This window comes from Streptomyces sp. NBC_01551 (assembly GCF_026339935.1).
In the GTDB taxonomy this organism is placed as follows: domain Bacteria; phylum Actinomycetota; class Actinomycetes; order Streptomycetales; family Streptomycetaceae; genus Streptomyces.
Map to the genome: position 1 here is coordinate 4,207,667 of NZ_JAPEPX010000001.1, position 25,852 is coordinate 4,233,518.

Consider the following 25,852-nt stretch of genomic DNA (forward strand, 5'->3'; position numbering starts at 1 on the left):
TCGCGCGATGCGGAGGCGGCGGGCTGGCGGGCCCTTGGAAAAGACGGCCGGGGCGGTGTGTGGGCCTGCGGAATGGGTGGGTCGGGAACTGAAAGGGCGGCCGTGTTGCGCTCGTCACCTTGGGTGCCGCGCCTGCCCGAGTGCGCCGCGTGCCGCTTGAGTACGCCGCATGAGTACGGGCACTCATGCGCCCGGGCGCCTCCCCGGCGAGGCTTGCCCACATGAGCCAGGACCAATGGAAGCCGACTGGCTACCGCCGCCGTACCGAGCGGGTGGGAACGGTGATCGTGGCGGTCGCGGGCGCGCTCCTCGCGGCGGGCGGACTGCTGATGGGGTCCGTGCTGGTGGCGCTGGCGTCGGCCAACTAAGGGGTAGGCAGTGAAGTTCGTAGTCGGTGACATGGCGATCACCACGGTGGGCATGGACGGCGACGACCGGGCGATCGAATTCCGGGTGACGGCGGAGTCCGAGCCGGAGGGTATGACCCGCCCGGCCCACTTCGCGATCCACCGCGACCACGAGGCGGGCTGGGAGGCGGCCCGCCTGACGGTAGACCCCGACTCGGGCGGCATTCCGGTGGCGGCGGTGGAGTGGGCGGTGGAATTCGCGCGGGAGTATTTGTAGGGGGCGGGGGGCGGGTCGGGGTTTTCGCGGGTCGGGAGCGGGCGGTCGGGCGGGGTCGGCTTGTCCGGTATCCACGTCGGACGGGATGGAACAGGGTTGGGGACTTCCCGCCAGTCTCACTGTCCTTCCGGTTCGGTCCGGCCCGTCAAGGGCGCTCACTGCGTTCGCGTCGCTTCGCGATGGCCTTCGGCCACCCTTGACCGACCGGCCCGAACCGGAATGCCAAAGACTGTCGGGAACCCCCCAAAGAAACGGTCAGGGGGACCATGCCCACCTCTCGGGAGCGAGGCGCCTGAACGGGGGCCCTGCCTCCCGGCAACGCCGCCCTCCGGGCGGAACCCCCTCCGGACCCGCCCCCAGCCGCATCCAAGTACCAAAGGGGGGCCAGGCGCGTCGGATCGCTACGCGCTCCGCTCGGCTTGGCGTCTGCGGCCCGCCTGTGGCTGTTCATAAGCCGCCCCAGATCGCTACGTGCTCCTCGCCTCACGCGTGTGCGGCCCGTCTGTGGTCGGACATAGGCCGCCCGAGATGTGAATGGGCGGTCGCGGTGGGCGTCTGCGGTTTGACGGTGCTCGATATGGCCTGCTGGTGGCCGATGGGGCTGTCGGCGGGGTGTGGTGGGGTGCCAGGAGCACGATTTCGTCTTTTCGTGCAGGTTGGAGGGCATCGAGCCTTCGGAAGGCCAGAAAGTGTCCGTATTGAGGCGGTTTGGGGGCTGTCTGTGGTGTGGAATTGGTCCTGACTGCAATGCAGGTTGATTTCCTCGCCTTTTCGCTCCGAAAGGCCTCCATCTCCGCCCATCAGCCCACGACGACCTGCGGTCGCGGGCCGGTCCGCGCTGTGTAGCGATCGTGGGCGGCTTATGTCCGGCCACAGACGGGCCGCAGACGCGTGAGGCGAGGAGCGCGTAGCGATCTGACGCGCCCTGCCCTTCCTTGTCATTTGGGTGCGGCTGGGGGTGGGTTCGGAGGGGGTTCCGCCCGGAGGGCGGCGTTGCCGGGAGGCAGGGCTCCCGGCCAGGCGCCTCGCTCCCGAGAGGTGGGCATGGTCCCCCCTGACCGTTTCTTTGGGGGGTTCCCGACAGTCTTTGGCATTCCGGTTCGGGCCGGTCGGTCAAGGGTGGCCGAAGGCCATCGCGGAGCGACGCGAACGCAGTGAGCGCCCTTGACGGGCCGGACCGAACCGGAAGGACAGTGAGACTGGCGGGAAGTCCCCAACCCTGTTCCATCCCGCCCGACCTGGATACCGGACAAGCCGACCCCGCCCGACCGCCCGCTCCCGACCCGCGAAAACCCCGCCCCCACCACCCCCCGCCCCCTTCCCCCGCTACCTGGCCGGAAAAGCGCAAGACCGCACCCCCGGGGCCGGTCAGAATGGGGCGGGTGAAGCCACTCAAGATCATCGCGGGGGATGCGACCTGTCCCCAGGCCAAGGGGCCGAAGATCATCGCTCATGTCTGCAACGACATCGGCGGCTGGGGCAAGGGCTTCGTTCTGGCGGTCTCGAAGCGTTGGCCCGAGCCCGAGGCGCGGTACCGGGAGTGGCATCGGGGGCGCAGCGGCAACGACTTCGGGCTGGGCGCGGTCCAGCTGGTGCAGGTCAAGCCGGACGTGTGGGTGGCCAACATGGTCGGCCAGCGTGGCACCCGTACCGGCAGCAGCGGGCCGCCGATCCGCTACGACGCGATCGAGCGCTGCCTGGCGGCCCTCGCCGAGCACGCCGTCGAGCTGGGCGCGTCGGTCCACATGCCGCGCATCGGCTGCGGGCTCGCCGGGGGCAAGTGGTCTCGTGTCGAACCGTTGATCACCGCCGCGCTGTGCGCGCGGGACGTGGATGTCACGGTCTACGAGGTCACGTGAGCCGCCCCAGGCGGGCCGCGCCGTGCCGCCACAGGCGCAGCAGGTACGGGGCCTGCGGCGGCGCGCCCAGCGGGCACACGGCGAAGTGGGTGATCCGGCAGGTGTCGTCGGGGGCGGCGCGGCCGAGGTTCACGGCGGTGCCGTCGCCGGCGATGTGCCAGCGCTGACCGGCCGGGACCAGGTGGTGCGGCACGTCGCCGGGCTGTATCAGGACCCACCTTCCCTGCGTCGTCCGGTGCCAGTGCGCGGGATCGCCGCAGGCCCGGCAGGTGGCCGGGCGGCCCGCGCGGACGTCGGCCTTGCCGATGCCCGCGAGGGCGTCGGCAAGCACGTGCCCCAGCAGCACCGGTCCTTCCGGCTGCGCCGGGCTTCGAACCGCTGACATCGCCGACATCGCCGACATGGTCGGGCTCCCCCCTGGTTCCCCTGATCCCCCGATCCCCTGCCCAAGGGGGATACTTGCGGATGCTCCTACCCATTCGGCCGGTTGGCGGAACATCCGTCACACCGGGGGGTGATGGCCCGGGGCCCGCCCGGCGCCGCGTCAGGGGGCGAGCAGGCCCACCGCGAGGGCGCCGCCGAGCAGCACGCCGATGTGGGTGCCGAGCCGATCGGAGCCGGCCGAGCCCGAGTCGGTCCGGCCCGGTCCCCGTGGGGGCCGGGCCGGCAGCAGGTTCCGGTCGGTGCTACGGGAGGTAGCGCTCGATGACCTCCGGGCCCTCCTTCTCGATCAGCTGGCGTGCCTTCTGGATCCGCTCCGGAGTCGGGTCCGCGCCGGTCGCCATCACGAGGTCCTCGGGGTCGTACGGCCGCTCGCCGCCCGTGAAGAGCTTCGCCGGCCGGCTGGGCTGCTGGTCCGATTCAGTGTCCATCGCGTACTCCCTCCAGTTGCCCCCTGGCCCCCATCCTCCGGCGGCATCGCCATGAACGCACGCCGGTCCGCCGTCGGCTGCGCTCCGTTCGGCCGCCGTCACCTTGCGTATCCGTCACCGCCTCAGGTGGCGACGGCCACCAGCGCCGTCAGGGCCGCGATCGCCGCGCAGATGCTCAGGTTGACCGCCCGGTGCTCCCAGAACACCGCGACGAACTCGCGGATCGTGGCGCTCGGCCAGAAGTACGTCGCCGTCGGCGAGCCCAGCACCTGGCCGTTGACCCCGGCCTTGCGGGCCGTCATCGCCGCCCGGAAGGCGTGGAAGTTGTTGGTGACGACCACGCAGCGGTACCCGGGGTTCTCCTGCTCCATGAGCGCCCGGCTGAAGCGGAGGTTCTCCTCCGTGGTGCGGGAGCGGTCCTCCAGTCGTACGTGATCCCGCGGAACGCCCTGCGCCAGCAGCCAGTCGGCCATCGCCCGGGCCTCGGGGACCCGCTCGTCCGCCCCCTGCCCGCCCGAGGCCAGCAGCAGCGGCGCCGGGCCGCCGCGGGCCAGCTGGGCGGCGTGGATCCGGCGGCCCTTGTCCAGTCGGGAGGCCAGCAGCGGCGGCACCCGCTCGCCGCCGATGAGGCCGGAGCCGAGCATCACCACGTAGTCGACGTTCCCGCGCACCTTGATCCGGCCGTAGAGGTAGGCGTAGGCGAGGAAGCAGACGAAGAGGAAGGACACGTATCCGGCGAGCAGCACCAGGCCCACCACCAGCGAGTCCACGAGGTGCGAGCCCCGGTCGGTGACCGTGACGACCAGCGCGGTCAGCGCGAGGATCGCCACTCCTGCCGCGAGGGACAGCAGGTTGGCCGGGCTGCGGCCCTCCTTGCGGACCATCGTCAGGCCGTTGCCGATCAGGAAGACGCCGAGCGCGAGGGTGCCGAGCGTCGGCACGAGGAACACCAGCAGGATCGCGATCGTGTCGAGCGGCCACGGCAGTGCGGGGAGCAGGAACAGCACGCCTGCCGAGGCGAATATGAGCGTCAGCCCGAGGAGGACGGCGTTCTGGAAGCGCCTGCGGTCCGCCCGCGCGCTCACACAGAAGAGGAAGAAGAAGAGCGCTGCGGGGACGAAGGCGATCATGGCGCCCATGGTAGGCGGGCCGGGTGCTCCCTCAGCGGCCGTCGTGCGGCGTGCGCCGGACGGAGCGGCCGGCCAGGACGTCGGTGCGGCGGCCGTCGCGCATGACGAAGCGGCCGTCGATCAGGACGTACGGGATGCCGGCCGGGAGCACGCGCGGGTTCTCGTACGTGGCGCCGGCGGCGACGGTCTGCGGGTCGAAGAGGACGAGGTCGGCGCGGTGGCCCTCGCGGACCAGGCCCCGGTCGGGCAGCCGCAGCCGGGCCGCCGGGCGGCCGGAGAGGTGGGCCACGCACTCCTCCAGGGACAGCACGCCCAGTTCGCGGACGTAGTGGCCGAGGTAGTGCGGGAAGGTGCCGTACGCGCGCGGGTGCGGCTTCGCGCCGCGCAGGATGCCGTCCGAGCCGCCGGTGTGGACGGGGTGGCGCATGATCGCCCGGACGTTCTCCTCGTGGCCGACGTGCTGGAGGACCGTCGGGCCCAGCCGGTCCCCGAGCAGCAGCCGCCGGGCGCTCTCCCAGCCGTCGAGGCGGGTGCCGACGTACGCCCCGTACGCGGGGTCCGTGGTCCCCGAGACTTCGATGGCCGACCAGTCGACCGGCACCCCGTGGCAGCCGTCGGCGCCGGTGACCTCCAGGGCGTGCCGGATCCGCTCGGCCTCGGCGTCGTCGCGCAGCCGGGCCAGGACGGCGTCCGGCCCGCCCTCGTTCGCCCAGCTGGGCAGCAGTGCGACGAGGGTGGTGCACCCCGGGGTGTACGGGTAGGAGTCGAGGCTGATGTCGGCGCCGGCGGCGAGGGCGTCGTCGAGGAGGGCGAGGAGCTCGCCCGCGCGGCCCTGGTTCTCGCCGAAGTTCATCGTGGCGTGCGCGAGGTGGAGCGCGCAGCCGGCCTCGCGGGCCAGGGCGACCATCTCGGCGTAGGCGCCGAGCGCGCCGCGCCCGTACGAGCGGTGGTGCGGGCAGTAGTAGCCGCCGTACCGCGCCACCACCCGGCACAGCTCGGTCAGTTCGGCCCCGGAGGCGTACATGCCGGGGGTGTAGGTGAGCCCCGAGGACATGCCGACGGCGCCCTGCGCGAGTCCGTCGGCGACCAGCCGCCGCATCCGGTCGAGCTCGGCCGGGGTCACGGGGCGGTCGTCCCAGCCGAGGGCGTACGCGCGGACGGTGCCCTGGGGGACGAGGTACGCGGCGTTGACGGCGATGCCGGTGCGGTCGAGCCGGTCCAGGTAGCCGGCCACGTCCCGCCAGGTGAACTCCACGTCGTCGCCGGGGCCGTTCCAGCCGGCGATGGCGGCCCGCACCTCGGTGAGCGTGCGGTCGTCGACGGGGGCGTACGAGAGCCCGTCCTGGCCGAGGACTTCCAGGGTCACGCCCTGGGCGGCCTTCGCGCTGTGGTCCGGGTCGCGGAGCAGCGCGAGGTCGCTGTGGGCGTGCATGTCGATGAACCCGGGCGCCAGTACGAGCCCGTGGGCGTCGAGGGTGCGCCGGCCGCCCGCGCGGATGCGGCCGATCTCGGTGACGCGGCCCGCGTGGACGCCGACGTCGGCGGTGTACGAGGGCCCGCCCGTGCCGTCGACGACGCGGGCCCCGCGGATGACCAGGTCCACCGGCGCCTCTAGAAGAAGGTGCGGACGTAGTCGGTGACGGTGCCGTCGGCCTCCACGACCGGGATCAGCGGCCACTTCTCGAAGATGGTGCAGGGGTGCGACATGCCTAGGGCCACCCAGTCGCCGACGTCGACGGAGTCGGCGGAGTCGGTCTCCAGCCAGGCGTGCTGGTCGGACAGCTTGACGACGCGGACGCCGGTGGCGGGGCGTTCCTCGCCGGTGACGGCGTCGCGGACCAGCTCGGCCTCGGGCAGGCCGAGGTCGTAGGCGATGTCGCGCTTGCCGGCGTTGACGAAGGCCTGGGTGGGGGAGGGGCGGGAGACGACCTGGGTCCAGAGGCGGAACGCGGGGCGCAGCCCGCCCTCTTCGGGGACGCGGTTGAAGGGGGTGAGGCGGGTGTACCAGCCGTGGTCGTGGGAGACGTACGCGCCGGAGCGCAGCAGCCGCAGGGTGGGCCGGGTCAGCTCGGGCAGCTCGGCGAAGACGTCGGCGACGGCGTCGAACCAGGCGGAGCCGCCGGCGCTGACGATGATCTCGTCGAGGTCGGCGGGGAAGCGGCCGGCCTTGTCGAACTCGACGACGAGGCCGGTGAGGCGGCGCAGGTAGGCGTGGACGGATTCCGGGTCGGCGCCGGGGACCTCGGCCTCGTATCCGGCGATGCCGGTGAGGCGCAGGGTGGTGGTCGCGGCGACGGCGTCGGCGACGGCGCGGACGTCGTCGTCGCTGCGGGCGCCGGTACGGGCGCCCTCGCCGGCGCCGAGCTCCACGACGACGTCGACGGTGGCGGGCTGCTCCTGAAGGGCCTGGTCCATGAGCTGGACGCCGCGCACGGAGTCGACGTAGCAGACGAAGCGGAAGCCGGGGTCGGCGGCGAGTTCGGCGGCGACCCAGCGCAGGGCGGCGGGGTCGACGAGCTCGTTGGCGAGGAAGATCCGCTGGATGCCGAAGGCGCGGTAGACGCGGGCCTGGTGGGGGACGGCGGCGGTGATGCCCCAGGCGCCGTGGTCGAGTTGGCGGCGGAAGAGCTGCGGGGCCATGCAGGTCTTGCCGTGGGGCGCGAAGGCGAGGCCGTGGCGGGTGGCGTACTCGCCGAGGGCGGCGAGGTTGTGTTCCAGGGCCTCGGCGTCGAGGGTGAGCACCGGCGTGGTGAACCCGCCGGTGTACAGGTCGCGACGCTGGGCGGCGAGGTCGCCGACGGTGAGGCCGAGCGGCTCGGCGTCCGGGGGCAGGCCCTTGAAGCGGTGGTCTACCGGTTCGGCCGCGAGGGCCTGGACGGGGTCGCTGGGCATGTGCGGTGCCTCCCGGGGTGTTGCGTGCGGTGCAACGGTCGTTGCGTGTGGCGCTGCCTGCTGTCTAACATCCCGGATGACGACGGGTCAACGCCGGCCCTGCCGCGCGCCGGACCGGAACGAGAGGACACGGCGTGAGCCAGTCGGTGGAGCGGGCGCTGGGGATCCTGCCGTTGCTCGCGCGCGGGCCGGCCGCGCTCGGGGCTGTGGCCGAGGAGCTCGGCGTGCACAAGAGCACCGCGCTGCGCCTCCTGCGCACCCTCGGCGAACACGGGTTCGCGTACAAGCAGCCCGACGGCCGGTACCGCCTCGGGTCCCGCCTCTTCGCCCTGGCCGCCGAGGCCGTCGAGAACCTCGACGTCCGCGCCATCGCCCACCCCCACCTCGTCGAGCTCAACCGGCTCACCGGCCACACCGTCCACCTCGCCCTCCACCAGGACGACGAGGTCGTCTACATCGACAAGGTCGAGAGCCGCTACCCCGTCCGCATGTACTCCCGCATCGGCAAGCCCGTCCCCCTCACCGTCGCCGCCGTCGCGAAGCTGCTCCTCGCCGACCTCCCGGAGGAAGACCGCGAGGCGCTGGCGGGGCGGATCGAGTACCCCCGCTACACCGCCCGCTCGACCCCCGGCCCGCAGGCCTTCCTCCGCGAGCTGGCTCTCGTGCGGGAGCAGGGCTGGGCCACCGACCTCGGTGGTCACGAGGAGGCCGTCAACTGCGTCGGCGCCCCCGTCCGAGGGCCCGACGGGCGGGTCGTCGCCGCGATGTCCGTCTCCGCGCCGACCGTGGTGGTGACCGCCGAGGAGCTGCTCGAACTGCTGCCCCTGGTACGCCGTACCGCCGACTCCATCAGCCGGGAGTACTCCGGCTCCGCACAGAGGGACCCGTCATCGCCATGACCGAGAAGACCGCCGTCACCCCCGCCACCCACACCGCTCCGCCCGCGAAGTTCTCGCACGGCGTGCGCAAGGGGAACATCCTCCAGGTCGCCGGCCAGGTCGGCTTCCTCCCGCACGTCGAGGGCCAGGCCCCCACCCCCGCCGGGCCGACGCTGCGCGCGCAGACCCTCCAGACGCTGGAGAACGTCCGCTCCGTCCTGGAGGCAGGCGGCGCGGGCTGGGACGACGTGATGATGATCCGCGTCTACCTCACCGACACCGGCCACTTCGCCGAGATGAACGACATCTACAACGCGTACTTCGAGGAGCAGGGACTGAAGGAGGCCCCCGCCGCCCGGACGACCGTGTACGTCGGCCTGCCCGCCGGGCTGCTGATCGAGATCGACGCGCTCGCCGTCCTGTCGTAAGAGGCGCGAAGGGGACGCGCGAAGGGGGCGCCCCCCTGGCGGTGGGGCGCCCCGGCTCACGTCCGTACCGCGCGGCGCGGTGCTACGCGGCGCAGTACTGCGCTTCCTTGCCGATCGAGCGGTACATGCAGTCCGCGTTCTCCAGCAGCTGGAGCACCGCCTCCTTGTTGCGGGCGGTCTCGCGGTCGATCACCTCGTCCGGCGGGTAGAAGCCGCCGCCGCCCGAGGACGGGTACATCTCGAAGGTGTAGGAGAAGATCTTCTGGTTGCCCCACAGCCAGTCGTCGATCGTCCCGTCCGTGATGTACAGGTCGCTCGACTGCTCCGGCGTGTAGCCGTTGCTGGCCGCCATGCTCGTGCCGATCTTCTTGTACACCGCGAGGTCGTCGGCGGTCATGCCCGGCGCCGTGTCGTTGTACGTCCACCCGAACGGCCACAGCACGAGCTCGCTGTACGTGTGGAAGTCGATGGCGGCCGTGATCTGCTGCTTGCCGCCGATCACCCGGCTGCGCACGAAGTCCGCGACCACCTTCACCTCGGGCGCCGACTCGGCGGCCGCGCCCCGGTAGGTCTCGGAGCTCTTGCTGCTGCTGGAGCCGCCGCAGCAGCCCCACTTGTAGTTCCAGTTCCGGTTCTCGTCCGTGCCCACGTACGAGGAACCGGAGTTCGGCTGCCGGTTCTTGCGCCACGAGCGGTACGAGCCGGTCGCGATGTCGTACTCGCCGCCGTCCGGGTTGAGGTCCGGGACGATCCAGATCTCGCGGCCGTTGATCATGTTGGTGACGCGGCTCTCGGTCCCGTACTTGGAGCCGAGCTCCTTGAGCAGGTACAGGGCCATTTCGACGGTCAGGTGCTCGCGAGCGTGCTGGTGCGCGGTGAAGAGCACCTCGGGCTCGTTCTCGTCGGTCGCGACGTTGTCGCTGATCTTGATCGCGACGAGATCGCGGCCCTGGTACGACTTCCCGATGACCCGCTTGCTCATGATCCCGGGGTACTGCGCGATGCGCTGGTCGATCTCCGCGCTCGCCTCGGCGTAGTTGTGGTATTTCGAGTCCGCGGACGGGAAGTCCATCGGGCTCGCCGCGATGCCGGGCTCGGAGCGGTCCGGCGGGCCGGGCAGGGCGGTCATCTTGTAGCCGAGCGCCTTCAGGTTCTTGGCCTGCATGGTGTCGGCGGTGACGACGACGGTGTGGTCGTCCACCTCGTCGATCGAGACACCGGTACGGAGCAGGGCCGTACGGTCGAGGACCGTCGACGGGCCGTGGATCCGGTACTGGACGACGGCCTCGTCCTGGGTGGCGGTGGAGGGGGTGGGCGGTGGTGACGCCGTGGCGCTCATTCCGTAGGCGGGTGCGCCGAGTGCGAGCGCCAGCAGGGCGGCCGTGACGGCTGCCCTCCGGCGGGTGTGGAGCCGCATGCGATCTCCTGGGTGGGGAGTGTGGGGGTAGCCGTGCGGACGTGGGCACAGCGTGCTCTCGTGGCATGTCACGGTCAAGGTCCCGCTGTGTGCGCCGGACCGGTTCAGGCCACCCCCACACGTACCGCCTACGGGAGCCCGTGGACCTTGGGACCCACCGCGTTCGACCAAGCATTACCCGCCTTGGCGTCCCAGTTGGTCGACCAGGTCATCGCGCCGCGCAGCCCCGGGTAGGTCTTCGACGGCTTGAACGTCCCGCAGTTCGTGCCGCGCGCCAGGCAGTCCAGGGCGTTGTTCACGACGGTCGGCGAGACGTAGCCGCTGCCCGCGCCGCTCGGCGAGGCCGGGACGCCGATCCCCACCTGCGAGGGGTCGAGGCCGCCCTCCAGCTGGATGCAGGCCAGCGCGGTGAGGAAGTCCACCGAGCCCTGGGAGTAGACCTTGCCGTCGCAGCCGTTCATGGACCCGCTGTTGTAGTACTGCATGTTGACGACGGTGAGGATGTCCTTGATGTTCAGCGCCGTCTTGAAGTAGCCGCCCTGGGTGGACTGCATGTCGATGGTCTGCGGGGCCATCGTGATGACGAGCGAGGGGCCCGCCTTCGAGGACAGCGAGCGCAGCGCCTGCGTCATGTAGGTCGGGTTCAGGCCGTTCTCCAGGTCGATGTCGATGCCGGAGAACCCGTACTCCTGCATCAGCGCGTACGCCGAGTTCGCCAGGTTGTTCGCGGAGGCCGAGTCGCCCACCGAGATGGTGCCCTTCTCGCCGCCGATCGAGAGGATGACCGACTTGCCGGCCGCCTTCTTCGCCGCGATGTCGGCCTTGAACTGGGCGACCGTGTAGCCGCCGAGGCCCGCCGAGTCGAGGTTGAAGGTGATGGCGCCGGGCGTGGTGGTGGCGTCGGCGAAGGAGACGGCGATGATGTCGTACTGCGCCGAGACGTCGGAGAGCTTCTGGACGGTCGCGCCGTTGTTGAAGTTCTGCCAGTAGCCGGTCAGGGCGTGCTTGGGGACCGACGGGTTGGGGTTCGGGTTGCCGCCGCCGGTGGTGGTGCCGGTGACCGGCGCCGACTTGGGGCCCTCGCCCGCCGCGTTGTACGCGCTCACCTGGAACGAGTACGAGGTGGCCGGCGCGAGTCCGGTGACGGGGGTGGTGGCCGCGGACACGGTCCGCACGCGCGCGCCGTCCTGATAGACGTAGTACCCGGTGGCCCCGCTGACCGCGTTCCACGAAAGGGTGAGCCCGTTCGCGCTCTGGCCGGAAACGGCGGTCCCGCCCGGGGCGCCGGGAACCGACGGGCCGGGGTCGGTGCCGCCGCCCCCGTCCGGGCCGAAGACGCTGAACTCGTCCACGGTGTAGGCCGGCTGGCCGTACCAGCCGTGCGTGTAGACGGTGACCTGGGTGGTGCTGGGGCCGGTGGTGAAGGTGGTGGACAGCTTCTGCCAGCCGGAACCCGAGCCGGGGGTCCAGGTGGAGACGTCCTGGGTGCCGGTCCCGCTCGCGCCGAGGTAGACGTACGAGCCCTGCACCTGGGCGCTGAGCGTGTACGTGGAGTTCGGCTTGACCGTGACGGTCTGACTACAGCGGGCGTTGTCCGAGCCCGCCGGGGTGCCCTTGAGGGCGCCGGCCCCCGCGTAGACGGGGGAGGAGACGACGGCGCCGCTGCCGGCCGAGCACGACCAGTCGGAGAGGCCGGACTCGAAGCCCGCGTTGCGGGCGACGTTGACGTCCGCGGCCTGCGCGGTGCCGGTGGCGAGGGCGGTCAGGCCTCCGGCGGCCAGGGTGGCGGCGCCCAGCAGGGCGAGGGAGCGTATGCGGTTCACGTGGTCTCCGGTGGGGGGGAGAAGGGGATGTGACGTACGCGTCGGGGGCAAGTGGGGTGCCCCGCAGCCAAGTTGGTCTAGTCCAATCACCCTGTCAAGAGTCTTTGCGAAGTGGCTTGAAACGACCGACTCGCCGATCCCTGTTGTCCGGATTTCCCGCCACCTGTGACATGTGCTCGTGGCACGGGAATTCCCAAGGCCCTGCCCTGCCAGGGACGACGCGGATATGGTGCTGGGGCAAGGGGGAAGGGCGCCGATCGTTTGCGGTCGCGCAGCACGTGCGCGTACGCGCCGGTCCATGGGAAGGCCTGGGGCGTACAGGGTGAACGGGGGGATCCGCGTGCCGACCGCCATCGCTGTCACCAGCGCCGACCTGGTACTGCCGGCCCCTGACCGGCACACGCCGTCAGCCGCCGTGCTGCAGCCGCCGGACCGGCTCGACCTGGAGGGCTCCCTCGCCGAGGCCGCCGCCCTGCTGGAGCGGTACGGGCACCTCGTGGTCGTCTTACCCCCCTGGCTGCCGCCCGCGACGGCCCGCCGGCTCCACACCGTACGGGCGATCCTGGAAACCGACCGGATCGCACTGCTCGACATCGATCTGCCGCCGCTGGGCACCGCCCTGCTGGTACGTCAGCTGCGCCAGCTCAGCGCCTGCGACTTCAGCCCCGGAGTCGTCGCCTCCGCCGCCCGGCTGCTCTCCCACTACATCTACGCCGGCGCCCTGCTGGGCTCGGTCGCCAAGCTGGACCGGGTCCCCGTCGGGCTGGGGGCGCACGCCCGGTCCTGGTCCCCGAGCGCACAGTTCGCCGTCCTGGCCAACCCGGCGCCGCACCTGGTCAAGCTGGGCGCCGCCGCCGGTGCGCACGCCGGGGGCGGCGCCCTGCCGCCCGGGCCCGAGTTCGTCACCCACCTCACCTTCGCCCGGGGCCAGCTCGCCTCCGACTGGGTGACGGCCGAACTCGCCCCCGCCTGGCAGGTCCAGGGCGTCATGGAGAACCCGCTGCCCGCCGACTCGCCCGCCTGGTGGGCCACCGGCAAGCTCGTCGAGTTCGCCGCCGCCATCCCGGACCCCGCCGTGCTCTACCAGCTCGTCGCCTCGGTCCGCCGCGAGGAGTGCCGCTGGTGCGGCTTCGAGCTGATCGGCGACCGCTGCGGGTTCTGCGCCGCCCCGCTCACGGCACCGCCGCCGGCCGCCACCGGCGCCGCCCACCCGTACAGAGCCAGATCCTGACCGCCCGAACGATCGAAGAACGGCGAGGTAGTACGGCCCATGAACTCACGCCAGCGCCGCGGCGTCATCCTTCTGCTCCTCTCGGTCCTGTGCGCCCTCGCGGCGTTCACCGGGGTCCTCGTGGTGATCGGCGACGTCAACTCCAAGGTCGGGTCCGAGGTCGTGGCGTACCGCGTGAAGGGTGACATCGCGCCGTACAGCCCGCTCACGGCCGGGCAGTTCGAAGAGGTCACGGTCCCCAAACGCTGGCTGTCGAGTACCGCGGTCTCCGACCTCGGCGCGCTCAAGGACAAGATCGCGCTCACCACCCTCAAGAAGGGCTCGCTGCTCCAGGCGGACATGTTCGTCGACCGGCCGCAGCTCCGGTCGGGGGAGCAGGAGATCGCCATCATGATCGACGCGTCCACGGGCGTGGCGGGCAAGATCACCCCCGGGTCCAGGGTCAACATCCTGGGCACCTTCAAGGGCAAGAAGCCGACCGACCCCGACCAGTCCGTCGTCATGGTCGCCAATGCCCGGGTCATCAACGTCGGCAAGCTCACCCCCCTCGACAAGAGCAGCGACAAGAAGGGCCCGAGCGAGGCCGTTCCGATCACCTTCGCCCTGAACACCAAGGACACCCAGCGCGTCGCGTACGCCGAGTCCTTCGCGGAGCACGTACGCCTGGCCCTGGTGGCCTCCGGCACCGAATCGCCGGTGAGCCCGGGCGACCGTTGGTACACCCTCGAAGGGGACAAGTGAGGCCCGGATGACGACCCGAATCCTCCCCGCGGTCGGCGACCCGGACGCCGCCCGCGCCATCTCGACCCTCCTCAGCCAGCTCCCGGCCGCCGAACCGGCCGGGCCCGTCCCCGACTCGACCTCGCTGCTCGACGTGCTGGGCCGACTGGCCACCGAGTCGATCGACGAGCTGCCCGAGGTGGTCCTCGTCCACGAGCGGATCGGCCCGGTGCCGGCCCTGGAGCTCATCCGCGAGGTCGCCCTGCGCTTCCCGGCGGTGGGCGTCGTCCTGCTGTCCTCCGACGCCGGCCCCGCCCTGTTCTCCGCCGCCATGGACTCGGGCGCGCGGGGCCTGGTCGGCCTGCCGGTCGCCTACGAGGAACTCGCGGCCCGCGTCCAGGCCGCCGCCCAGTGGTCCGTGGGCGTACGGCGCCACCTGGGGCGCGGCGCCGACGTGTTCACGGGCCCCGGCGGCCGGGTGGTCACGGTGACCGGGGCCAAGGGCGGCGTCGGCACCACCTTCACCGCGGTGCAGTTCGCGCTGGCCGCGGCCGCCGCCGGGCGGCGCACCGCGCTGGTGGACATGGACCTCCAGGCCGGGGACGTGGGCTCCTACCTCGACGTGCGGTTCCGGCGCTCGATCGCCGACCTCGCCGGGATCCAGGACATCTCGCCGCGCGTCCTCCAGGACGCGGTGTACGACGACCGGACCGGCCTCGCGCTGCTGCTGGCCCCGGGCGACGGGGAGCGCGGCGAGGAGGTCGACGACCGGGCCGCCCGGCACATCGTCAGCGCCCTGCGCAGCCGCTACGAGCTCGTCGTCATCGACTGCGGCACCCAGGTCACCGGCGCCAACGCGGCCGCGGTGGAGATGGCGGACGTCGCGGTCCTGGTGACCACCCCGGACGTGGTCGCGGTCCGGGCGGCGAAGCGGATGGTCCGGATGTGGGAGCGGCTCCAGGTGCGCAAGGCGGAGGACACCTCGATGGTCGTCAACCGCTGGACCAAGCACACGGAGATCCAGCCCTCGCTGATCCAGAAGATCACCAAGACCCGGGCCACCCGGACCCCGGTGCCCGCGGCGTTCAAGGAGCTCCAGGCGGTCGTGGACGCGGGACGGGTGCAGGACCTGGACAACCGGTCGAGCGTGAAGCAGGCGCTGTGGACGCTGGCCGGGGAGCTGGGGCTGCTCTCGGAGCCGCAGGACGCGGCAGCGGCGTCCGCTGCCGCGCCCGGTGCTGCCGGTGCTGCCGGTGCTCCCGCGCCGGGCGCCGCGCTGGCGGTACGGGCCGGCGGGCCCGTGGCGCGGCTCGGCCGCGGCGCCCGGGGGGAGCGCGGCGAGCGGGGCGCACTCGGCGTGTGGTCGCGGCGCGGGCGGGAGGGCTGAGGCATGCCCGCGCGCGGACGGGTACGGGAGGACGGCGGGCAGGTGGCGATCGAGTTCGTCGGCATGCTCCCGCTGATCCTGCTCCTCGTGGCGGCGGTGTGGGAGTGCGTACTGATCGGGTACGCGTTCTCGCTGGCGGGCAACGCGGCGGACGAGGCGGCGCGGGCCGGCGCCGTGAAGGGCGCGGCGGCGTGCGAGGCGGCGGCGGGGCGGCACATCGGCGGCGCCTGGGGGGCCGAGGCGGCCTGCGGGACCTCGGGCGAGCTCTACACGGCCACGGTCACGCTGCAGGTCCCCGTGCTCGTCCCGGGTCTCAACACCGGGCTGACCATCACGGGCCACGGCGGCTCCCCGAACGAGGAGAAGGAGGAGTGACGTGACGAGGGGGAGTGACGTGACACCGAACCCGCGCTCCACCCGTCGCCGGGGCGGTGGCGGTGGCGACCGGGGCCAAGTCGCCCTGGAGTACATCGGCTTCATCCCCATCCTGCTGCTCGTCGCCCTGTGCGGCATCCAGCTCGGCTGGGCCGCGTACGTCGTCCAGCAGGCGGACACGGCCGCCCGTACCGCAGCCCGCGCGGAGGCCCGCAGCCCCGGTACCGGGGCTGCGGCCGGATCCCAGGCGATCCGGCCGAGCCTCGCCGCCGCCGCGACCGTGGACGTCGCGAAGACGCCCGACGCCGTGACCGTGACGGTGACCATCCCGATCACGTCGATCGTGCCCGGCGTGGGCGCGAACAGCGCCGTGCGCACCGCCGTCATGCCCAACGACGACCCGGAGGTGACCGGACCATGAGCCTGCGCTCCCGGGTCAGCACGCCCGACGACCGGCACGGCCCGCGCGAGGACGGCCGGCTGGTCTCCTCGTACCGCGCCAAGCTGCTGGAGGAGATCGACCTCGCCGAGATGTCCGCACTCGCGCCCGCCGAACGCCGGGCGCGGCTGGAGCGGGTCCTGGGGCACATCATCAGCCGCGAGGGCCCGGTGCTCTCCACCGTCGAACGCGCGCAGCTGATCCGCCGGGTCGTGGACGAGGCCCTCGGCCTGGGCGTGCTCGAACCGCTCCTCGAAGACGCCTCGATCTCCGAGATCATGGTCAACGGCCCGGACCAGATCTTCGTGGAGCGCTCGGGGCGGGTGGAGCAGCTGCCGCTGCGCTTCGCCTCCCACGAGCAGCTGATGCAGACCATCGAGCGCATCGTCTCCACCGTCAACCGCCGGGTGGACGAGGCCAATCCGATGGTCGACGCCCGGCTGCCCAGCGGTGAGCGCGTCAACGTCATCATCCCGCCGCTCTCCCTGACCGGCGCCACCCTCACCATCCGCCGCTTCCCGCGCGCCTTCACGCTGCACGAGATGATCGGGCTCGGCTCGCTGGACGAGCAGATGCTCCTGCTGCTGTCCGGGCTGGTCCAGGCGCGGATGAACCTGATCGTCTCCGGTGCCACCGGCACGGGGAAGACCACCCTCCTCAACGCCCTGTCCGGGCTGATCCCGGAGGGCGAGCGGGTCATCACCATCGAGGACTCCGCCGAGCTCCAGCTCCAGCAGGCGCACGTCATCCGGCTCGAATCCCGGCCGGCGAACGTGGAGGGCAAGGGCCAGATCACCATCCGGGACCTGGTGCGCAACTCCCTGCGGATGCGGCCCGACCGCATCATCGTGGGCGAGGTGCGCGGCGGCGAGACGCTCGACATGCTCCAGGCGATGTCCACCGGCCACGACGGCTCACTGGCGACCGTCCACGCCAACAGCTCGCAGGACGCCCTGATGCGCCTCCAGACCCTCGCCTCCATGTCGGAGGTGGAGATTCCGTTCGCGGCGCTCCAGGACCAGATCAACAGCGCCGTGAACGTGGTCGTCCAGCTCACCCGCTTCGGCGACGGCTCGCGCCGGATCACGGAGATCTCCGTCCTGGAGTCGCACGGGCGCGAGCCGTTCCGTATGACCACGGTCTGCCGGTACGTGGCCCAGCCGATGGGCGCCGACGGGCGCGTCCACGGCCGCTTCGAGTACTACCCGCTGCCGCGCCGGATCGCGGACCGGCTGTACATGAACAACCAGCCGATCCCGCAGGCCTTCGGGGTCGCCCCGCCGGACGCCTTGCACGACGCGTACGAGCCGTACGGGGCGCAACCGCCGTACGGCGCGCAGGCGCAGCAGGCTCCGTACGCCCCGCAGGCCTCGTACGGCGCGCAGCCCTCGTACGGCGCGCAAGCCCCGCATGTACCGCAGCCCCCGCATGTCTCGCAGCCCCCGCAAGCCCCTTATGCCCCGCACGACCCGCTAGCTCTTCCCCCGAACCCCCGGAACCCCCGGACTGCCCTGTGAACCCACTGATCCTCCTCACCCTCGGCGCCACGGTGCTCGCCTGCCTGCTCGTGGTGCTGGGTCTGCACACGTACGCCGCCGGCCGCGCCCAGCGCGCGGCGCTGATCGAGCGGCTGTCGTCGAGCGGGGCACCGCCGCCGCTGGGGCGCAGGCGGCGCTTCCAGGGCGTCGACCGCCGCCTGCGCACGACGAAGCTGGGCCGGCGGATCGAGCTGAAGCTCGGGGTGACCGGTCTGGACCTGACCCCGGGGGAGTTCTTCGTCTACATGCTGGCGGCCGTCGCCGGCGTCTGGCTGGTCGCGGCCTCCTTCCTGGCCCCCTTCTTCGGCCCGGTCGCCGGCCTGATCGGCCTGTGGGCGGCCAACGCCTTCCTCAACTGGCAGCGGGCGCGCCGCAACGAGCGGTTCATCAACCAGCTCCCGGAGCTGGCGCGGATCCTGGCCAACGCGACCCAGGCCGGGCTGGCCCTGCGTACGGCCATAGGGATGGCGGCCGACGAACTGGAGGCCCCGGCGGGCGAGGAACTGGCCCGGGTCGCCGACCGGCTGGCCATCGGGCACTCCATCGAGGAGTCCCTGGGCGAGATCACCGAGCGGCTGCCCTCGCGCGAGCTGGTCGTGCTGGTCTCCACCCTGGTGCTGTCCGCGCGGGCGGGCGGCACGATCGTGGGGAGCCTGCGCAACCTCACGGTGACGCTGGAACAGCGCAAGGAGACCCGCCGCGAGATCCGTACGCAGCTCTCGCAGGTGACGGCGACGGCCTATCTGGTGCCGGTCATGGGCCTGGGCTCGCTGCTGCTGGTGGACGCGATGATGCCGGGCGCCCTGGACCGCATGACGGGCGCCGTCATCGGACAGACCGCCGTCCTGGTCGCCATCGGGCTCTTCACGCTCGGCTTCGTCTTCATCCGCCGCCTGTCAAAGATCGACGTATGAGGAGGCCGGCATGATCGCCCTGCTCCTGGCCTTGGCCGTGGCCCTCTCGGTCCTCGGCGCGTTCCACGGTGTCCGGCTCTACCGGGCCGACGTCAAACTCCCCACGGACCTGGAGCTGGCCCTCGAAGTCGGCGCCACCCGCACGACGGTGGTCGGCTCGATCGTCGACCGCGCGGGCATCCGCTACGCGCCGCTGATACTGCGCCTGATGGGGCCGGACCGGGTGGCCCGCAAACGCCGCCAGATCGACAGCGCCGGCAACCCGTCCGGCCTGACGATCGACCGCTACGCGGCGCGGCGCGCCGTCTACGCCTTCCTCGGCGCGCTGGGCGCCTTCGCGATGCTGCTCAACGGGCAGCTGATCCTCGCGCTGCTGATGGTCGCCTTCGGCCTGTTCTGGATCGAGGTCGGCCTGTGGTCGGCGATCCGGATCCGGCGCGACCACATCGAGCGGACACTGCCGGACTTCCTGGACGTGCTGGCGGTCGTCGTCAGTGCCGGCCTCGGCTTCCGGCCGGCGCTGGAGCGGGTGGCGGACAAGTACGAGGGCCCCTGGTCCGACGAGATCCGGATCACCCTCCAGCAGATGACCATGGGCGTCAGCCGCCGCCAGGCCTTCGACGAACTGCGCCGCCGCAACGACTCCGAGCAGGTGGCGCAGTTCGTCACCGCGCTCCAGCAGGGCGAGGAGCTGGGCTCCCCGATCGTGGACACGCTGATCGCGATCGCGGAGGACATGCGCCGCACGGACGCCCAGAACGCCCGGCGCAGGGCGGCGCGGGCGGTGCCGAAAGCCACGTTCGCGGTCACGACGTTCATGCTGCCGGGAACGCTCATCCTCCTCGTCTGCGGCTTCGTCTACGGGGCGGACGTCGACTTCGCCGCGCTCCTCGGGGGTGGCTGAGCGATGGCGGTACTGGACGTCACGCCGGCGGGGAAGGACCGTGCCCGCACCGGCACCGGCACCGGCACCCGCACCGGCACCCGCACCGGCACCCGCACCGGGACCGGCACCCGCACCGGGACCCGCTTCCCTGAGCCCTCGCTCGCGCTCCGGGCCAACGCGCTCCAGGCGCTGTGCCGTCAGGTCTTCGCGTTCCGCCTGGTGATGATCGCCCTGGGTGCGCCGCTCGCCCTGGGACGGACGGCGCCCGGGGGGCCGACGTACCTGGTGGGCGGGGCCATCCTGGTCACGTTCATGCTCTCGTACGTGCTCTTCCGCGACTGGGAGCGCTTCGGGCCGCTGCTGCTGGGGCACCGCTGGCTGCTCGCGGCGGACATGGCGTTCAGCGCGCTGTTGCTGATCGCGGCGCGGCCCGAGTCCCCGCTGGGACTCGTCGCGGTCTGCACGCCGCTGCTGGCCGGTCTGGTCTACGGCTGGCGGGGCTCGGCCGTGTACGCGGCGCTCCAGGCGGTCATCGTCGCGGTGTCGGCCGACGGGCTGACCCTGGCGGTGCTCTGCGTACTGGCGGGCGCGGCCGGTGCCCGGCTGCGGGAACTCCTCTTCCGCTTCGGCTCGGCGAGCCGGGCCCTGACGCAGACCCGGGCCCGGCTGGCGGTGGCCGAGGCGGTCCGGGCCGAACGGGAGCGGCTGGCCCGGGACATGCACGACTCGGTGTCCAAGACCCTGCACGGCCTGGCCCTGTCGGCGGACGCCCTGGCCCGGACGACGGATCCGGCGCAGATACGGCGTCAGGCCGAACTGCTCTCCGGCGCGGCCCGCCGCGCGGCGGCCGAATCCCGCGAACTGCTGACGGACCTGCGCCGCGACCTGGACGCCCCGGGGGTCTCCCTGCTGGGCGAACTGCGCCGCCTCGCGCCCGCCGGTACGGAGATCCGCGCGAGCGGGACCCTGCCGGTGGTGCCCGCAGCGGTGGCCCGGCAGCTGCTGGCGGTGACGGCGGAAGCCCTGGAGAACGCCCGGCGGCACGCGGGAGCCGAACGCATCGAGGTCGAGGCCCGCGCCGACGCCACCCGCCTCGCGCTGGCGGTCCGGGACGACGGCCGGGGTCTGCCGGCCGGGACCGACCTGTCGGCGCTGCGCGAGGGGGGCCACTTCGGGTTGCTCGGCATGACGGAACGCGCCGCCGCGATCGGAGCCCGCCTCCACATCGGCGCCCGCGCCGACGGCTCTTGCGGCAGCGAGGTCCGCCTGGACCTCCCGCTCGCCGCCCTGACCGGGGAGGGTGACGCATGACGCCGCTCCGCGTCCTGATCGCCGACGACAACCCGGTCGTCCGGGCCGGCCTGAGCGCCCTCCTCGCCACGGCCGAGGGCATCGAGGTGATCGCCCAGGCGGCCGACGGAGGCGAGGCGTTGCACCTGACCCGGCTCCACACCCCGGACGTCGTCCTGCTGGACGTGCGCATGCCGGGCGTGGACGGCATCTCGGCGCTCCCGCACCTGGTGCGGCTGGCGCCGGTGCTGATGCTGACGTACAGCCGCGAGACCGAAGTGGTCCGGGAGGCGCTGCTGTTGGGCGCGGGCGGCTACCTGGTCCACGGCGAATTCACGCCGGACCACCTGCTCACCGCCGTCCGCGACGTCCACGCGGGCCGCCCCCACCTCAGCCCGACGGCGGCGAGCACCCTGCTCGCCGACCTACGGGCCTCTTCGCATCCGCAACGAACTGTGGCACAGTCTTCTCAGCGCCTGCCCAACCACATTGCTTTCGGGTTGAGTTCACGCGAGGAGGAGGTCATGGATCTCATCGCGTCCGGGATGAGCAACCAGCAGATCGCGGCCACCTGCTTCATCAGTGAGAAGACGGTCAAGAACCACATCAACCGCATCTTCGCGAAGCTCCAGAGCGCGACCCGCAGCGAGGCCATAGCCCGATGGCTGGGAACCGCCCGTCCGGGGGTGGCCGGACATGGGTAGACGCCATGCGCAGTGGGTCCGTAATTGGGCCCCGGGACCCTTTGCAACTGCTGCCGTCCCGCCGTACCGTCCGCGAATCGACACCGGCGACGGACCTGGAGAGGCCCCCTATGCAGAATCTGATGCTGCTCAAGGAGATCGTCGAACAACGCCTCCGCTCACGCGCCCGCCGCGCCGGGGACGAGGGTCAGACGGTCTTCGAATACCTGGGGATCATCGTGATCATCGTCCTGATCATCGGGGCGATCGTGGGCACGGGTCTCGCCGACACCATCGCGAACGCGATCTCGACGGCGGTGGAGAACATCACATCTCAAGGCGGATGACCGGGTCTGCGTCGCGGGACCGAGGGCAGGCCTTCCCCCTGTACATCGCGGTGGTGGCAGGTCTGCTCTTCGCCGCGCTCGCGTTCTTCGTCGTCGGAATGGCCGGTGACACCCGGAGCGACGCACAGGGCGCCGCCGACGCGGCGGCGCTCGCGGCCGCCCGTGAAGCCAGGGACACCGTGTTCGTGGGGGGCGATCTCGTCGCTTTCACGCCCGCAGATTGGGAGAAGATCCTTCAGGGCGACCGCTTCGAACTGCGGGGTGCCTGCGCCAAGGCTCAGAACTTCGCCGCCTCGAACGATGCCACCGCGGAGTGCGAACCGGCGCTTCCCAAGTTTACTGTCGCCGTGACCACGAACGGCACCGTCGGGAAATCGGTCGTCCCGGGCAGCGAGAACGTACACGGCAAGGCCACGGCCACCGCCGTGATCGAGTCGCGCTGCACGCTGAAGTCTGTTCCGACACCGACGGACACACCCACTGCAACGCCCAGCGCGACGCCTTCACCCGGCGGCGATGACACGGACAAGCCCGCTGTCGTCGCGTTCACGTGCAAGGGCGGTGCGTCCCTGGACGTAGATCCCTTGAAACCAGGCTCTTTGACACAGCTGGCGAGAAGACTCTTCAGCATTCGACTCACTGACTGACAGCGAACGAGAGACGAGGAAGCGGCGTAAATGAGCATTCGGCAGAAGGCGAAGGTCCGTGGGGGAGCGGCCGTTGCGGTTGCGGCGGTCTTGGCCCTCGCGTTGGCCGGGTGCGGAGGCGGCGACAAGCCGAAGGAGTCGCAGAAGCCGGCTTCCTCCCAAAGCCAGGGGGGCGGGGCTCAGAAGCCCGCGCCCAGCAGTGGCAACAGCACGGCGGCTCTTGAGGTGATCGCGACGGCGAAGGGGCCGGCCGGCATTGTCCTGGAGGTCAACTCGGTTGTGCGCGACGAGGACGGGTACCTCACCGTCAACGGCCAGCTGAAGAACACCGGGTCGCAGGCCTTCGTGCGGACCTCCGAGTGGAACGGTGTGGAGAAGAACGCCAGTCCGGCCTCCGTCGCCGGAGCCACGCTGGTCGACAGCGTGGGCAAGAAGCGGTACTACGTGCTGCGGGACACCGAGGGCAGGTGCGCGTGCACCACCGGTCTATCGCGCATCGGGGCTTCGGAGACCGTCCCCTTCTTCGCGCAGTTCCCCGCACCGCCGACCACGACCACCGAGGTCGTCTTCGGCCTGCCGACCTTCGACACGGCCACACTCAAGATCTCCGGGTGACCCCATGACCACACGCCACCGCACCACCGCCGCCACGGCCGTCGTCGGTCTCGTCATCGCCGGCGCCCACTTCATAGGCGCCGCCAGCGCCCACGCAGACGACGTCAAGCCGTCCACACCCCCCGGCACCGAGCCTTCCGCCTCGCCGCCCGTGGTCGTCAAGCCCGACTCCCCGCGCCTCAAGCTCCCGCAGGGCGGGGTCCTCGCGCCGCCCAAGGTGCTCGACATGGTGGAGGTCGTCGAAGACCTCGGCGGCGAGCAGCGCCGCCAGGAGACCAACCAGACCGTCATGATGGCGCTCCAGTCCGAGGTGCTCTTCCCCGAGAACAGCGCCGTGTTCAACGCCCAGGCCGCCGCCCGGATACAGGCCATCGCCAACGAGATCAACCAGCAGAAGGCGACCCGCGTCCGGGTCTTCGGGTTCACCGACGACCAGGGCAGCTACGAGCACGGCAAGGAGCTCTCCAAGCAGCGGGCCGACGCCGTGCAGGTGGAGCTGGCCAAGACCGTCACCAACCCCAGCGTCATCTTCGACGTCCGGGGCTACAGCGAGGACTACCCGATCGCCGACAACGGCACCGAGGAAGGCCGCAAGAAGAACCGCCGGGTCGAGATCACCTTCCCGCGCGGCGCGGCCGGCTAGCCCCGCAGGCAGGGCGATCGTCCGTGCTCAGCAGCAGGCGGCCGCCCGGGTTCCACCCGGCGATGCTCGCTCACGCCTGCGGCGGATCCACCCGATCCGCACGCGTCTGCCCCGGAGCAGCGGCGTTCCACCGGGCCGGGCGAGCACGCCCAACGGCGCCCACCGTGCCGCGTCCCAGTCGCGGCCACGCGGAGGGCGGCCCGCGTTCAGCGGCTCGCGTCGAGCAGGACGCGCGCCGCCTCCCCGGCCCGGGTGGCCGGGGCGGGGCCCGGGGTGAGGGCCGCCACCGCCGTCGCGCCCTCGGCCAGGAGCAGGAGCTGGTCCGCCAGGGCCTCGCGGTCCGGGCCGACCAGCTCGCCCAGCAGGGCCCGTAGCTCCGTCTTGTGGCGGCGCACCACGTCCAGGACCCCGGCCGGGCCCGCGCCCAGTTCCCCGTACGCGTTCAGGAACGCGCAGCCGCGGAAGTCCGGCTCCGAGAACCACCGGCCGAGCCAGTCGAAGACGGCCGCGACCGGATCGGCGGCGCCCGCCACCGCCTCGCGCAGGCTCGCCGTCCAGCGCCGGTCGCGGCGTTCCAGGTAGGCCGTGACCAGGGCTTCCTTGGCGGGGAAGAGCCGGTAGAGCCGCTTGAGCGGGACGCCCGACTCGTTGCGGATGCGGTCCATGCCGACGGCCTGGACGCCCTCGGCGTAGAAGAGCGCCTCGGCGGCGTCCAGCAGGCGGGTCCGGGCCTCTTCGTCGTCCATGCAGGCAGCGTAGCCCAGAACCGCTTGCGCTGAGAACGCCCGTTCTCTATGGTCGAGAACGAGCGTTCTCCCGCTCGTCGGGCCGTTCCCGCCGCTTTCGAGAGGTGTCCTCCATGACCGACGTGACTGACATGACTGCCATGACCACTACCGCCGTACGCCCGCCCCTGCCCCCCTTCACCGAGGAGAGCGCCCGCGCCAAGGTCCAGGCCGCCGAGGACGCCTGGAACAGCCGCGACCCCGAACGCGTCGCCCTCGCCTACACCGAGGACTCCGTCTGGCGCAACCGCGACCGCTTCCTCACCGGCCGCGCCGAGATCCGCGCCTTCCTCGCCGACAAGTGGGAGCGCGAGCTCGACTACCGGCTGCGCAAGGAGCTGTGGGCCTACACCGGCAACCGCATCTCCGTCCGCTTCGAGTACGAGTGGCACGACGCGTCCGGCCAGTGGTGGCGCAGCCACGGCAACGAGCAGTGGGAGTTCGACGCCGACGGCCTGATGCGCCGCCGCGAGGCCAGCATCAACGACGTCCCGATCGAGGAGTCGCGCCGCCGCCTGCGCTGAGCCGCCGCGCCGCTGAGCCGGACGCGTGACGCCCGGGGTCGGTGGCCCCCGTCCGAGGTATGTCTGTGGGCATGTCTCGGGTGCGGGTGAACGGCGTCGACCTCTTCTACGAGCTCGCCGGCGCGGGCGAACCGCTCGTCCTGGTGCACGGTTCCTGGACCGACCACCGCGGCTGGCGGTTCGTCCTCCCGCGCCTGACGCGTTCGTTCCGGGTGCTGGTCTACGACCGCCGGGGCCACAGCCTCAGCGAGCGCCCGCCCGGCCAGGGCACCCGGGCGCAGGACGAGGCCGACCTGGCGGCTCTCGTCGAGACCCTGGACCTGGCCCCGGCCCACGTCGTCGGGAACTCCTTCGGCGGGGCCACCGCGCTCGGCCTCGCCACCCGCCGCCCCGAACTCTTGCGCACCCTCGCCGTCCACGAGCCCCCGCTCATGGACGTCGTCGACGGCGACCCGGAACTCCGGCCGCTGATGCGGGCCACCCGGCGCGACATGGACGCCGTCCTCGAAGCCCTGCGCGCGGGCGAGGAGCGCGAGGGCGCCCGCCTCTTCGTGGAGCGCGTCGCCTCCGGGCCCGGCGAGTGGGAGCGGATGCCGGAGCGGATCCGGGAGGGCTTCGTCGCCAACGCGCCCACCTTCGCCGACGAACACGGGGACCCGGACTGGGCGCGCCTCGACCTCACCCGCCTCGCCGGCCACGCCGGACCCGTGATGCTGACGTCGGGCGGCGAGGGCCTGCCCTGGTTCCCCGTGATCATCGGGAAGCTCGCGGCCGTGCTCGGGCGGGCACGGGTCGAGACCCTGGAGGGGGCGGGCCACGTCCCCCACCTGACCCACCCGGACCTGTACGTCGACCGGCTCACGGCCTTCATCGAGGCGTCGGCCGCCCCGCCCCGCCCCTGACCG

Annotated in this window: 29 protein-coding genes; 21 read left to right on the plus strand and 8 right to left on the minus strand. The window is 72.1% G+C overall.

Features of this window, described 5'->3' with window-relative positions:
• Positions 1–221: 221 nt before the first annotated feature.
• The 3 genes from OG982_RS19110 (at position 222) to OG982_RS19120 (ending at position 2,483) form a co-directional block, all read left to right on the plus strand.
• Complete coding sequence (locus tag OG982_RS19110) at positions 222–368, plus strand: hypothetical protein (protein WP_266948953.1); 147 nt, start codon at positions 222–224, stop codon at positions 366–368.
• Positions 369–378: 10 nt separating this feature from the next.
• On the plus strand, positions 379–624 hold the full coding sequence (locus OG982_RS19115) for a hypothetical protein (RefSeq protein ID WP_266785175.1): 246 nt from the start codon (positions 379–381) through the stop codon (positions 622–624).
• A gap of 1,373 nt (positions 625–1,997) precedes the next feature.
• The gene (locus OG982_RS19120) at positions 1,998–2,483 is read left to right on the plus strand and encodes a macro domain-containing protein (RefSeq protein WP_266785173.1); all 486 of its coding nucleotides are present in this window, start codon (positions 1,998–2,000) and stop codon (positions 2,481–2,483) included.
• Here the strand turns inward: OG982_RS19120 and OG982_RS19125 are convergent.
• From OG982_RS19125 to OG982_RS19145, 5 genes are all read right to left on the minus strand, one after another.
• On the minus strand, positions 2,476–2,877 hold the full coding sequence (locus OG982_RS19125) for a DUF6083 domain-containing protein (RefSeq protein ID WP_266948954.1): 402 nt from the start codon (positions 2,875–2,877) through the stop codon (positions 2,476–2,478). The genes OG982_RS19120 and OG982_RS19125 overlap by 8 nt on opposite strands.
• Before the next feature lie 292 nt (positions 2,878–3,169).
• Positions 3,170–3,355, minus strand: coding sequence for a hypothetical protein (locus tag OG982_RS19130; RefSeq protein WP_266785169.1), 186 nt, complete (start codon positions 3,353–3,355; stop codon positions 3,170–3,172).
• A gap of 122 nt (positions 3,356–3,477) precedes the next feature.
• Positions 3,478–4,485: a YdcF family protein gene (locus OG982_RS19135; protein WP_266785167.1), complete on the minus strand. Its 1,008-nt coding sequence runs from the start codon at positions 4,483–4,485 to the stop codon at positions 3,478–3,480.
• Between the two features lie 31 nt (positions 4,486–4,516).
• On the minus strand, positions 4,517–6,088 hold the full coding sequence (locus OG982_RS19140; protein ID WP_266948955.1) for an amidohydrolase family protein: 1,572 nt from the start codon (positions 6,086–6,088) through the stop codon (positions 4,517–4,519).
• An 8-nt stretch (positions 6,089–6,096) separates the two neighbouring features.
• Complete coding sequence (locus OG982_RS19145; protein WP_266785163.1) at positions 6,097–7,377, minus strand: alanine racemase; 1,281 nt, start codon at positions 7,375–7,377, stop codon at positions 6,097–6,099.
• 134 nt (positions 7,378–7,511) lie between these two features.
• Between OG982_RS19145 and OG982_RS19150 the strand changes: the two genes are divergently transcribed.
• The gene (locus OG982_RS19150) at positions 7,512–8,276 is read left to right on the plus strand and encodes an IclR family transcriptional regulator (RefSeq protein ID WP_266785161.1); all 765 of its coding nucleotides are present in this window, start codon (positions 7,512–7,514) and stop codon (positions 8,274–8,276) included.
• Positions 8,273–8,683 (plus strand): RidA family protein, encoded by a 411-nt coding sequence (locus tag OG982_RS19155; protein WP_266785159.1) that lies wholly within the window; start codon positions 8,273–8,275, stop codon positions 8,681–8,683. Before OG982_RS19150 ends, OG982_RS19155 begins: the two co-directional genes overlap by 4 nt.
• Before the next feature lie 82 nt (positions 8,684–8,765).
• On the opposite strand, the gene OG982_RS19160 is transcribed toward OG982_RS19155, so the two are convergent.
• Together OG982_RS19160 and OG982_RS19165 are read right to left on the minus strand one after the other, a co-directional pair.
• Positions 8,766–10,100 carry a M14 family metallopeptidase gene (locus tag OG982_RS19160; protein ID WP_266785157.1) on the minus strand — a complete coding sequence of 445 codons (1,335 nt, stop codon included), beginning with the start codon at positions 10,098–10,100 and terminating at the stop codon, positions 8,766–8,768.
• 128 nt (positions 10,101–10,228) lie between these two features.
• On the minus strand, positions 10,229–11,896 hold the full coding sequence (locus OG982_RS19165) for a chitinase (RefSeq protein ID WP_266791855.1): 1,668 nt from the start codon (positions 11,894–11,896) through the stop codon (positions 10,229–10,231).
• Between the two features lie 367 nt (positions 11,897–12,263).
• On the opposite strand from OG982_RS19165, the gene OG982_RS19170 reads away from it, so the two are divergent.
• The 14 genes from OG982_RS19170 (at position 12,264) to OG982_RS19235 (ending at position 23,638) form a co-directional block, all read left to right on the plus strand.
• Positions 12,264–13,154 (plus strand): hypothetical protein, encoded by an 891-nt coding sequence (locus OG982_RS19170; RefSeq protein ID WP_266785155.1) that lies wholly within the window; start codon positions 12,264–12,266, stop codon positions 13,152–13,154.
• 39 nt (positions 13,155–13,193) lie between these two features.
• On the plus strand, positions 13,194–13,895 hold the full coding sequence (cpaB, locus tag OG982_RS19175; RefSeq protein ID WP_266785153.1) for a Flp pilus assembly protein CpaB: 702 nt from the start codon (positions 13,194–13,196) through the stop codon (positions 13,893–13,895).
• A 7-nt stretch (positions 13,896–13,902) separates the two neighbouring features.
• Complete coding sequence (locus OG982_RS19180) at positions 13,903–15,261, plus strand: AAA family ATPase (protein WP_266785151.1); 1,359 nt, start codon at positions 13,903–13,905, stop codon at positions 15,259–15,261.
• Positions 15,262–15,264: 3 nt separating this feature from the next.
• Positions 15,265–15,636 carry a TadE/TadG family type IV pilus assembly protein gene (locus tag OG982_RS19185; RefSeq protein ID WP_266785149.1) on the plus strand — a complete coding sequence of 124 codons (372 nt, stop codon included), beginning with the start codon at positions 15,265–15,267 and terminating at the stop codon, positions 15,634–15,636.
• A 19-nt stretch (positions 15,637–15,655) separates the two neighbouring features.
• Positions 15,656–16,057 carry a TadE/TadG family type IV pilus assembly protein gene (locus OG982_RS19190; RefSeq protein ID WP_266948957.1) on the plus strand — a complete coding sequence of 134 codons (402 nt, stop codon included), beginning with the start codon at positions 15,656–15,658 and terminating at the stop codon, positions 16,055–16,057.
• Positions 16,054–17,592 (plus strand): CpaF family protein, encoded by a 1,539-nt coding sequence (locus OG982_RS19195; RefSeq protein ID WP_266785145.1) that lies wholly within the window; start codon positions 16,054–16,056, stop codon positions 17,590–17,592. Before OG982_RS19190 ends, OG982_RS19195 begins: the two co-directional genes overlap by 4 nt.
• Positions 17,589–18,527, plus strand: a complete 939-nt coding sequence (locus OG982_RS19200; RefSeq protein ID WP_266785143.1) for a type II secretion system F family protein — start codon at positions 17,589–17,591, stop codon at positions 18,525–18,527. Before OG982_RS19195 ends, OG982_RS19200 begins: the two co-directional genes overlap by 4 nt.
• Before the next feature lie 13 nt (positions 18,528–18,540).
• Positions 18,541–19,431 (plus strand): DUF5936 domain-containing protein, encoded by an 891-nt coding sequence (locus tag OG982_RS19205; protein ID WP_266791853.1) that lies wholly within the window; start codon positions 18,541–18,543, stop codon positions 19,429–19,431.
• Between the two features lie 3 nt (positions 19,432–19,434).
• The gene (locus OG982_RS19210; RefSeq protein WP_266948959.1) at positions 19,435–20,724 is read left to right on the plus strand and encodes a sensor histidine kinase; all 1,290 of its coding nucleotides are present in this window, start codon (positions 19,435–19,437) and stop codon (positions 20,722–20,724) included.
• Entirely contained in the window at positions 20,721–21,407 is a 687-nt protein-coding gene (locus OG982_RS19215) for a response regulator transcription factor (RefSeq protein ID WP_266785139.1), read from the plus strand. Before OG982_RS19210 ends, OG982_RS19215 begins: the two co-directional genes overlap by 4 nt.
• 110 nt (positions 21,408–21,517) lie before the next feature.
• Positions 21,518–21,733, plus strand: coding sequence for a hypothetical protein (locus OG982_RS19220; RefSeq protein ID WP_266948961.1), 216 nt, complete (start codon positions 21,518–21,520; stop codon positions 21,731–21,733).
• Positions 21,730–22,380: a pilus assembly protein TadG-related protein gene (locus OG982_RS19225; protein ID WP_266948963.1), complete on the plus strand. Its 651-nt coding sequence runs from the start codon at positions 21,730–21,732 to the stop codon at positions 22,378–22,380. Before OG982_RS19220 ends, OG982_RS19225 begins: the two co-directional genes overlap by 4 nt.
• 30 nt (positions 22,381–22,410) lie before the next feature.
• A complete protein-coding gene (locus OG982_RS19230; protein WP_266948964.1) occupies positions 22,411–22,995 on the plus strand; it encodes a hypothetical protein in 585 nt (194 codons plus the stop codon).
• Positions 22,996–22,999: 4 nt separating this feature from the next.
• Entirely contained in the window at positions 23,000–23,638 is a 639-nt protein-coding gene (locus tag OG982_RS19235) for an OmpA family protein (protein WP_266948965.1), read from the plus strand.
• A 206-nt stretch (positions 23,639–23,844) separates the two neighbouring features.
• Here the strand turns inward: OG982_RS19235 and OG982_RS19240 are convergent, their stop codons facing one another.
• The gene (locus OG982_RS19240; protein WP_266785129.1) at positions 23,845–24,384 is read right to left on the minus strand and encodes a TetR/AcrR family transcriptional regulator; all 540 of its coding nucleotides are present in this window, start codon (positions 24,382–24,384) and stop codon (positions 23,845–23,847) included.
• Between the two features lie 140 nt (positions 24,385–24,524).
• On the opposite strand from OG982_RS19240, the gene OG982_RS19245 reads away from it, so the two are divergent.
• Both OG982_RS19245 and OG982_RS19250 read left to right on the plus strand, forming a co-directional pair.
• Positions 24,525–24,947, plus strand: a complete 423-nt coding sequence (locus OG982_RS19245) for a nuclear transport factor 2 family protein (RefSeq protein WP_266791851.1) — start codon at positions 24,525–24,527, stop codon at positions 24,945–24,947.
• 71 nt (positions 24,948–25,018) lie between these two features.
• Entirely contained in the window at positions 25,019–25,849 is an 831-nt protein-coding gene (locus tag OG982_RS19250) for an alpha/beta fold hydrolase (protein WP_266785127.1), read from the plus strand.
• Positions 25,850–25,852: the final 3 nt, after the last annotated feature.

Bases quoted from the DNA above. Each gene is read 5' to 3' on its own strand.
- OG982_RS19185 (WP_266785149.1), top strand. From the start codon at position 15,265: ATGCCCGCGCGCGGACGGGTACGGGAGGACGGCGGGCAGGTGGCGATC.
- OG982_RS19130 (WP_266785169.1), bottom strand. From the start codon at position 3,355: ATGGACACTGAATCGGACCAGCAGCCCAGCCGGCCGGCGAAGCTCTTC.
- OG982_RS19240 (WP_266785129.1), bottom strand. From the start codon at position 24,384: ATGGACGACGAAGAGGCCCGGACCCGCCTGCTGGACGCCGCCGAGGCG.
- OG982_RS19110 (WP_266948953.1), top strand. From the start codon at position 222: ATGAGCCAGGACCAATGGAAGCCGACTGGCTACCGCCGCCGTACCGAG.
- OG982_RS19160 (WP_266785157.1), bottom strand. From the start codon at position 10,100: ATGCGGCTCCACACCCGCCGGAGGGCAGCCGTCACGGCCGCCCTGCTG.
- OG982_RS19215 (WP_266785139.1), top strand. From the start codon at position 20,721: ATGACGCCGCTCCGCGTCCTGATCGCCGACGACAACCCGGTCGTCCGG.
- cpaB (WP_266785153.1), top strand. From the start codon at position 13,194: ATGAACTCACGCCAGCGCCGCGGCGTCATCCTTCTGCTCCTCTCGGTC.
- OG982_RS19120 (WP_266785173.1), top strand. From the start codon at position 1,998: ATGGGGCGGGTGAAGCCACTCAAGATCATCGCGGGGGATGCGACCTGT.
- OG982_RS19180 (WP_266785151.1), top strand. From the start codon at position 13,903: ATGACGACCCGAATCCTCCCCGCGGTCGGCGACCCGGACGCCGCCCGC.
- OG982_RS19235 (WP_266948965.1), top strand. From the start codon at position 23,000: ATGACCACACGCCACCGCACCACCGCCGCCACGGCCGTCGTCGGTCTC.
- OG982_RS19220 (WP_266948961.1), top strand. From the start codon at position 21,518: ATGCAGAATCTGATGCTGCTCAAGGAGATCGTCGAACAACGCCTCCGC.
- OG982_RS19145 (WP_266785163.1), bottom strand. From the start codon at position 7,377: ATGCCCAGCGACCCCGTCCAGGCCCTCGCGGCCGAACCGGTAGACCAC.
- OG982_RS19225 (WP_266948963.1), top strand. From the start codon at position 21,730: ATGACCGGGTCTGCGTCGCGGGACCGAGGGCAGGCCTTCCCCCTGTAC.
- OG982_RS19125 (WP_266948954.1), bottom strand. From the start codon at position 2,877: ATGTCGGCGATGTCAGCGGTTCGAAGCCCGGCGCAGCCGGAAGGACCG.
- OG982_RS19155 (WP_266785159.1), top strand. From the start codon at position 8,273: ATGACCGAGAAGACCGCCGTCACCCCCGCCACCCACACCGCTCCGCCC.
- OG982_RS19245 (WP_266791851.1), top strand. From the start codon at position 24,525: ATGACCACTACCGCCGTACGCCCGCCCCTGCCCCCCTTCACCGAGGAG.
- OG982_RS19230 (WP_266948964.1), top strand. From the start codon at position 22,411: ATGAGCATTCGGCAGAAGGCGAAGGTCCGTGGGGGAGCGGCCGTTGCG.
- OG982_RS19250 (WP_266785127.1), top strand. From the start codon at position 25,019: ATGTCTCGGGTGCGGGTGAACGGCGTCGACCTCTTCTACGAGCTCGCC.
- OG982_RS19210 (WP_266948959.1), top strand. From the start codon at position 19,435: ATGGCGGTACTGGACGTCACGCCGGCGGGGAAGGACCGTGCCCGCACC.
- OG982_RS19135 (WP_266785167.1), bottom strand. From the start codon at position 4,485: ATGATCGCCTTCGTCCCCGCAGCGCTCTTCTTCTTCCTCTTCTGTGTG.
- OG982_RS19195 (WP_266785145.1), top strand. From the start codon at position 16,054: ATGAGCCTGCGCTCCCGGGTCAGCACGCCCGACGACCGGCACGGCCCG.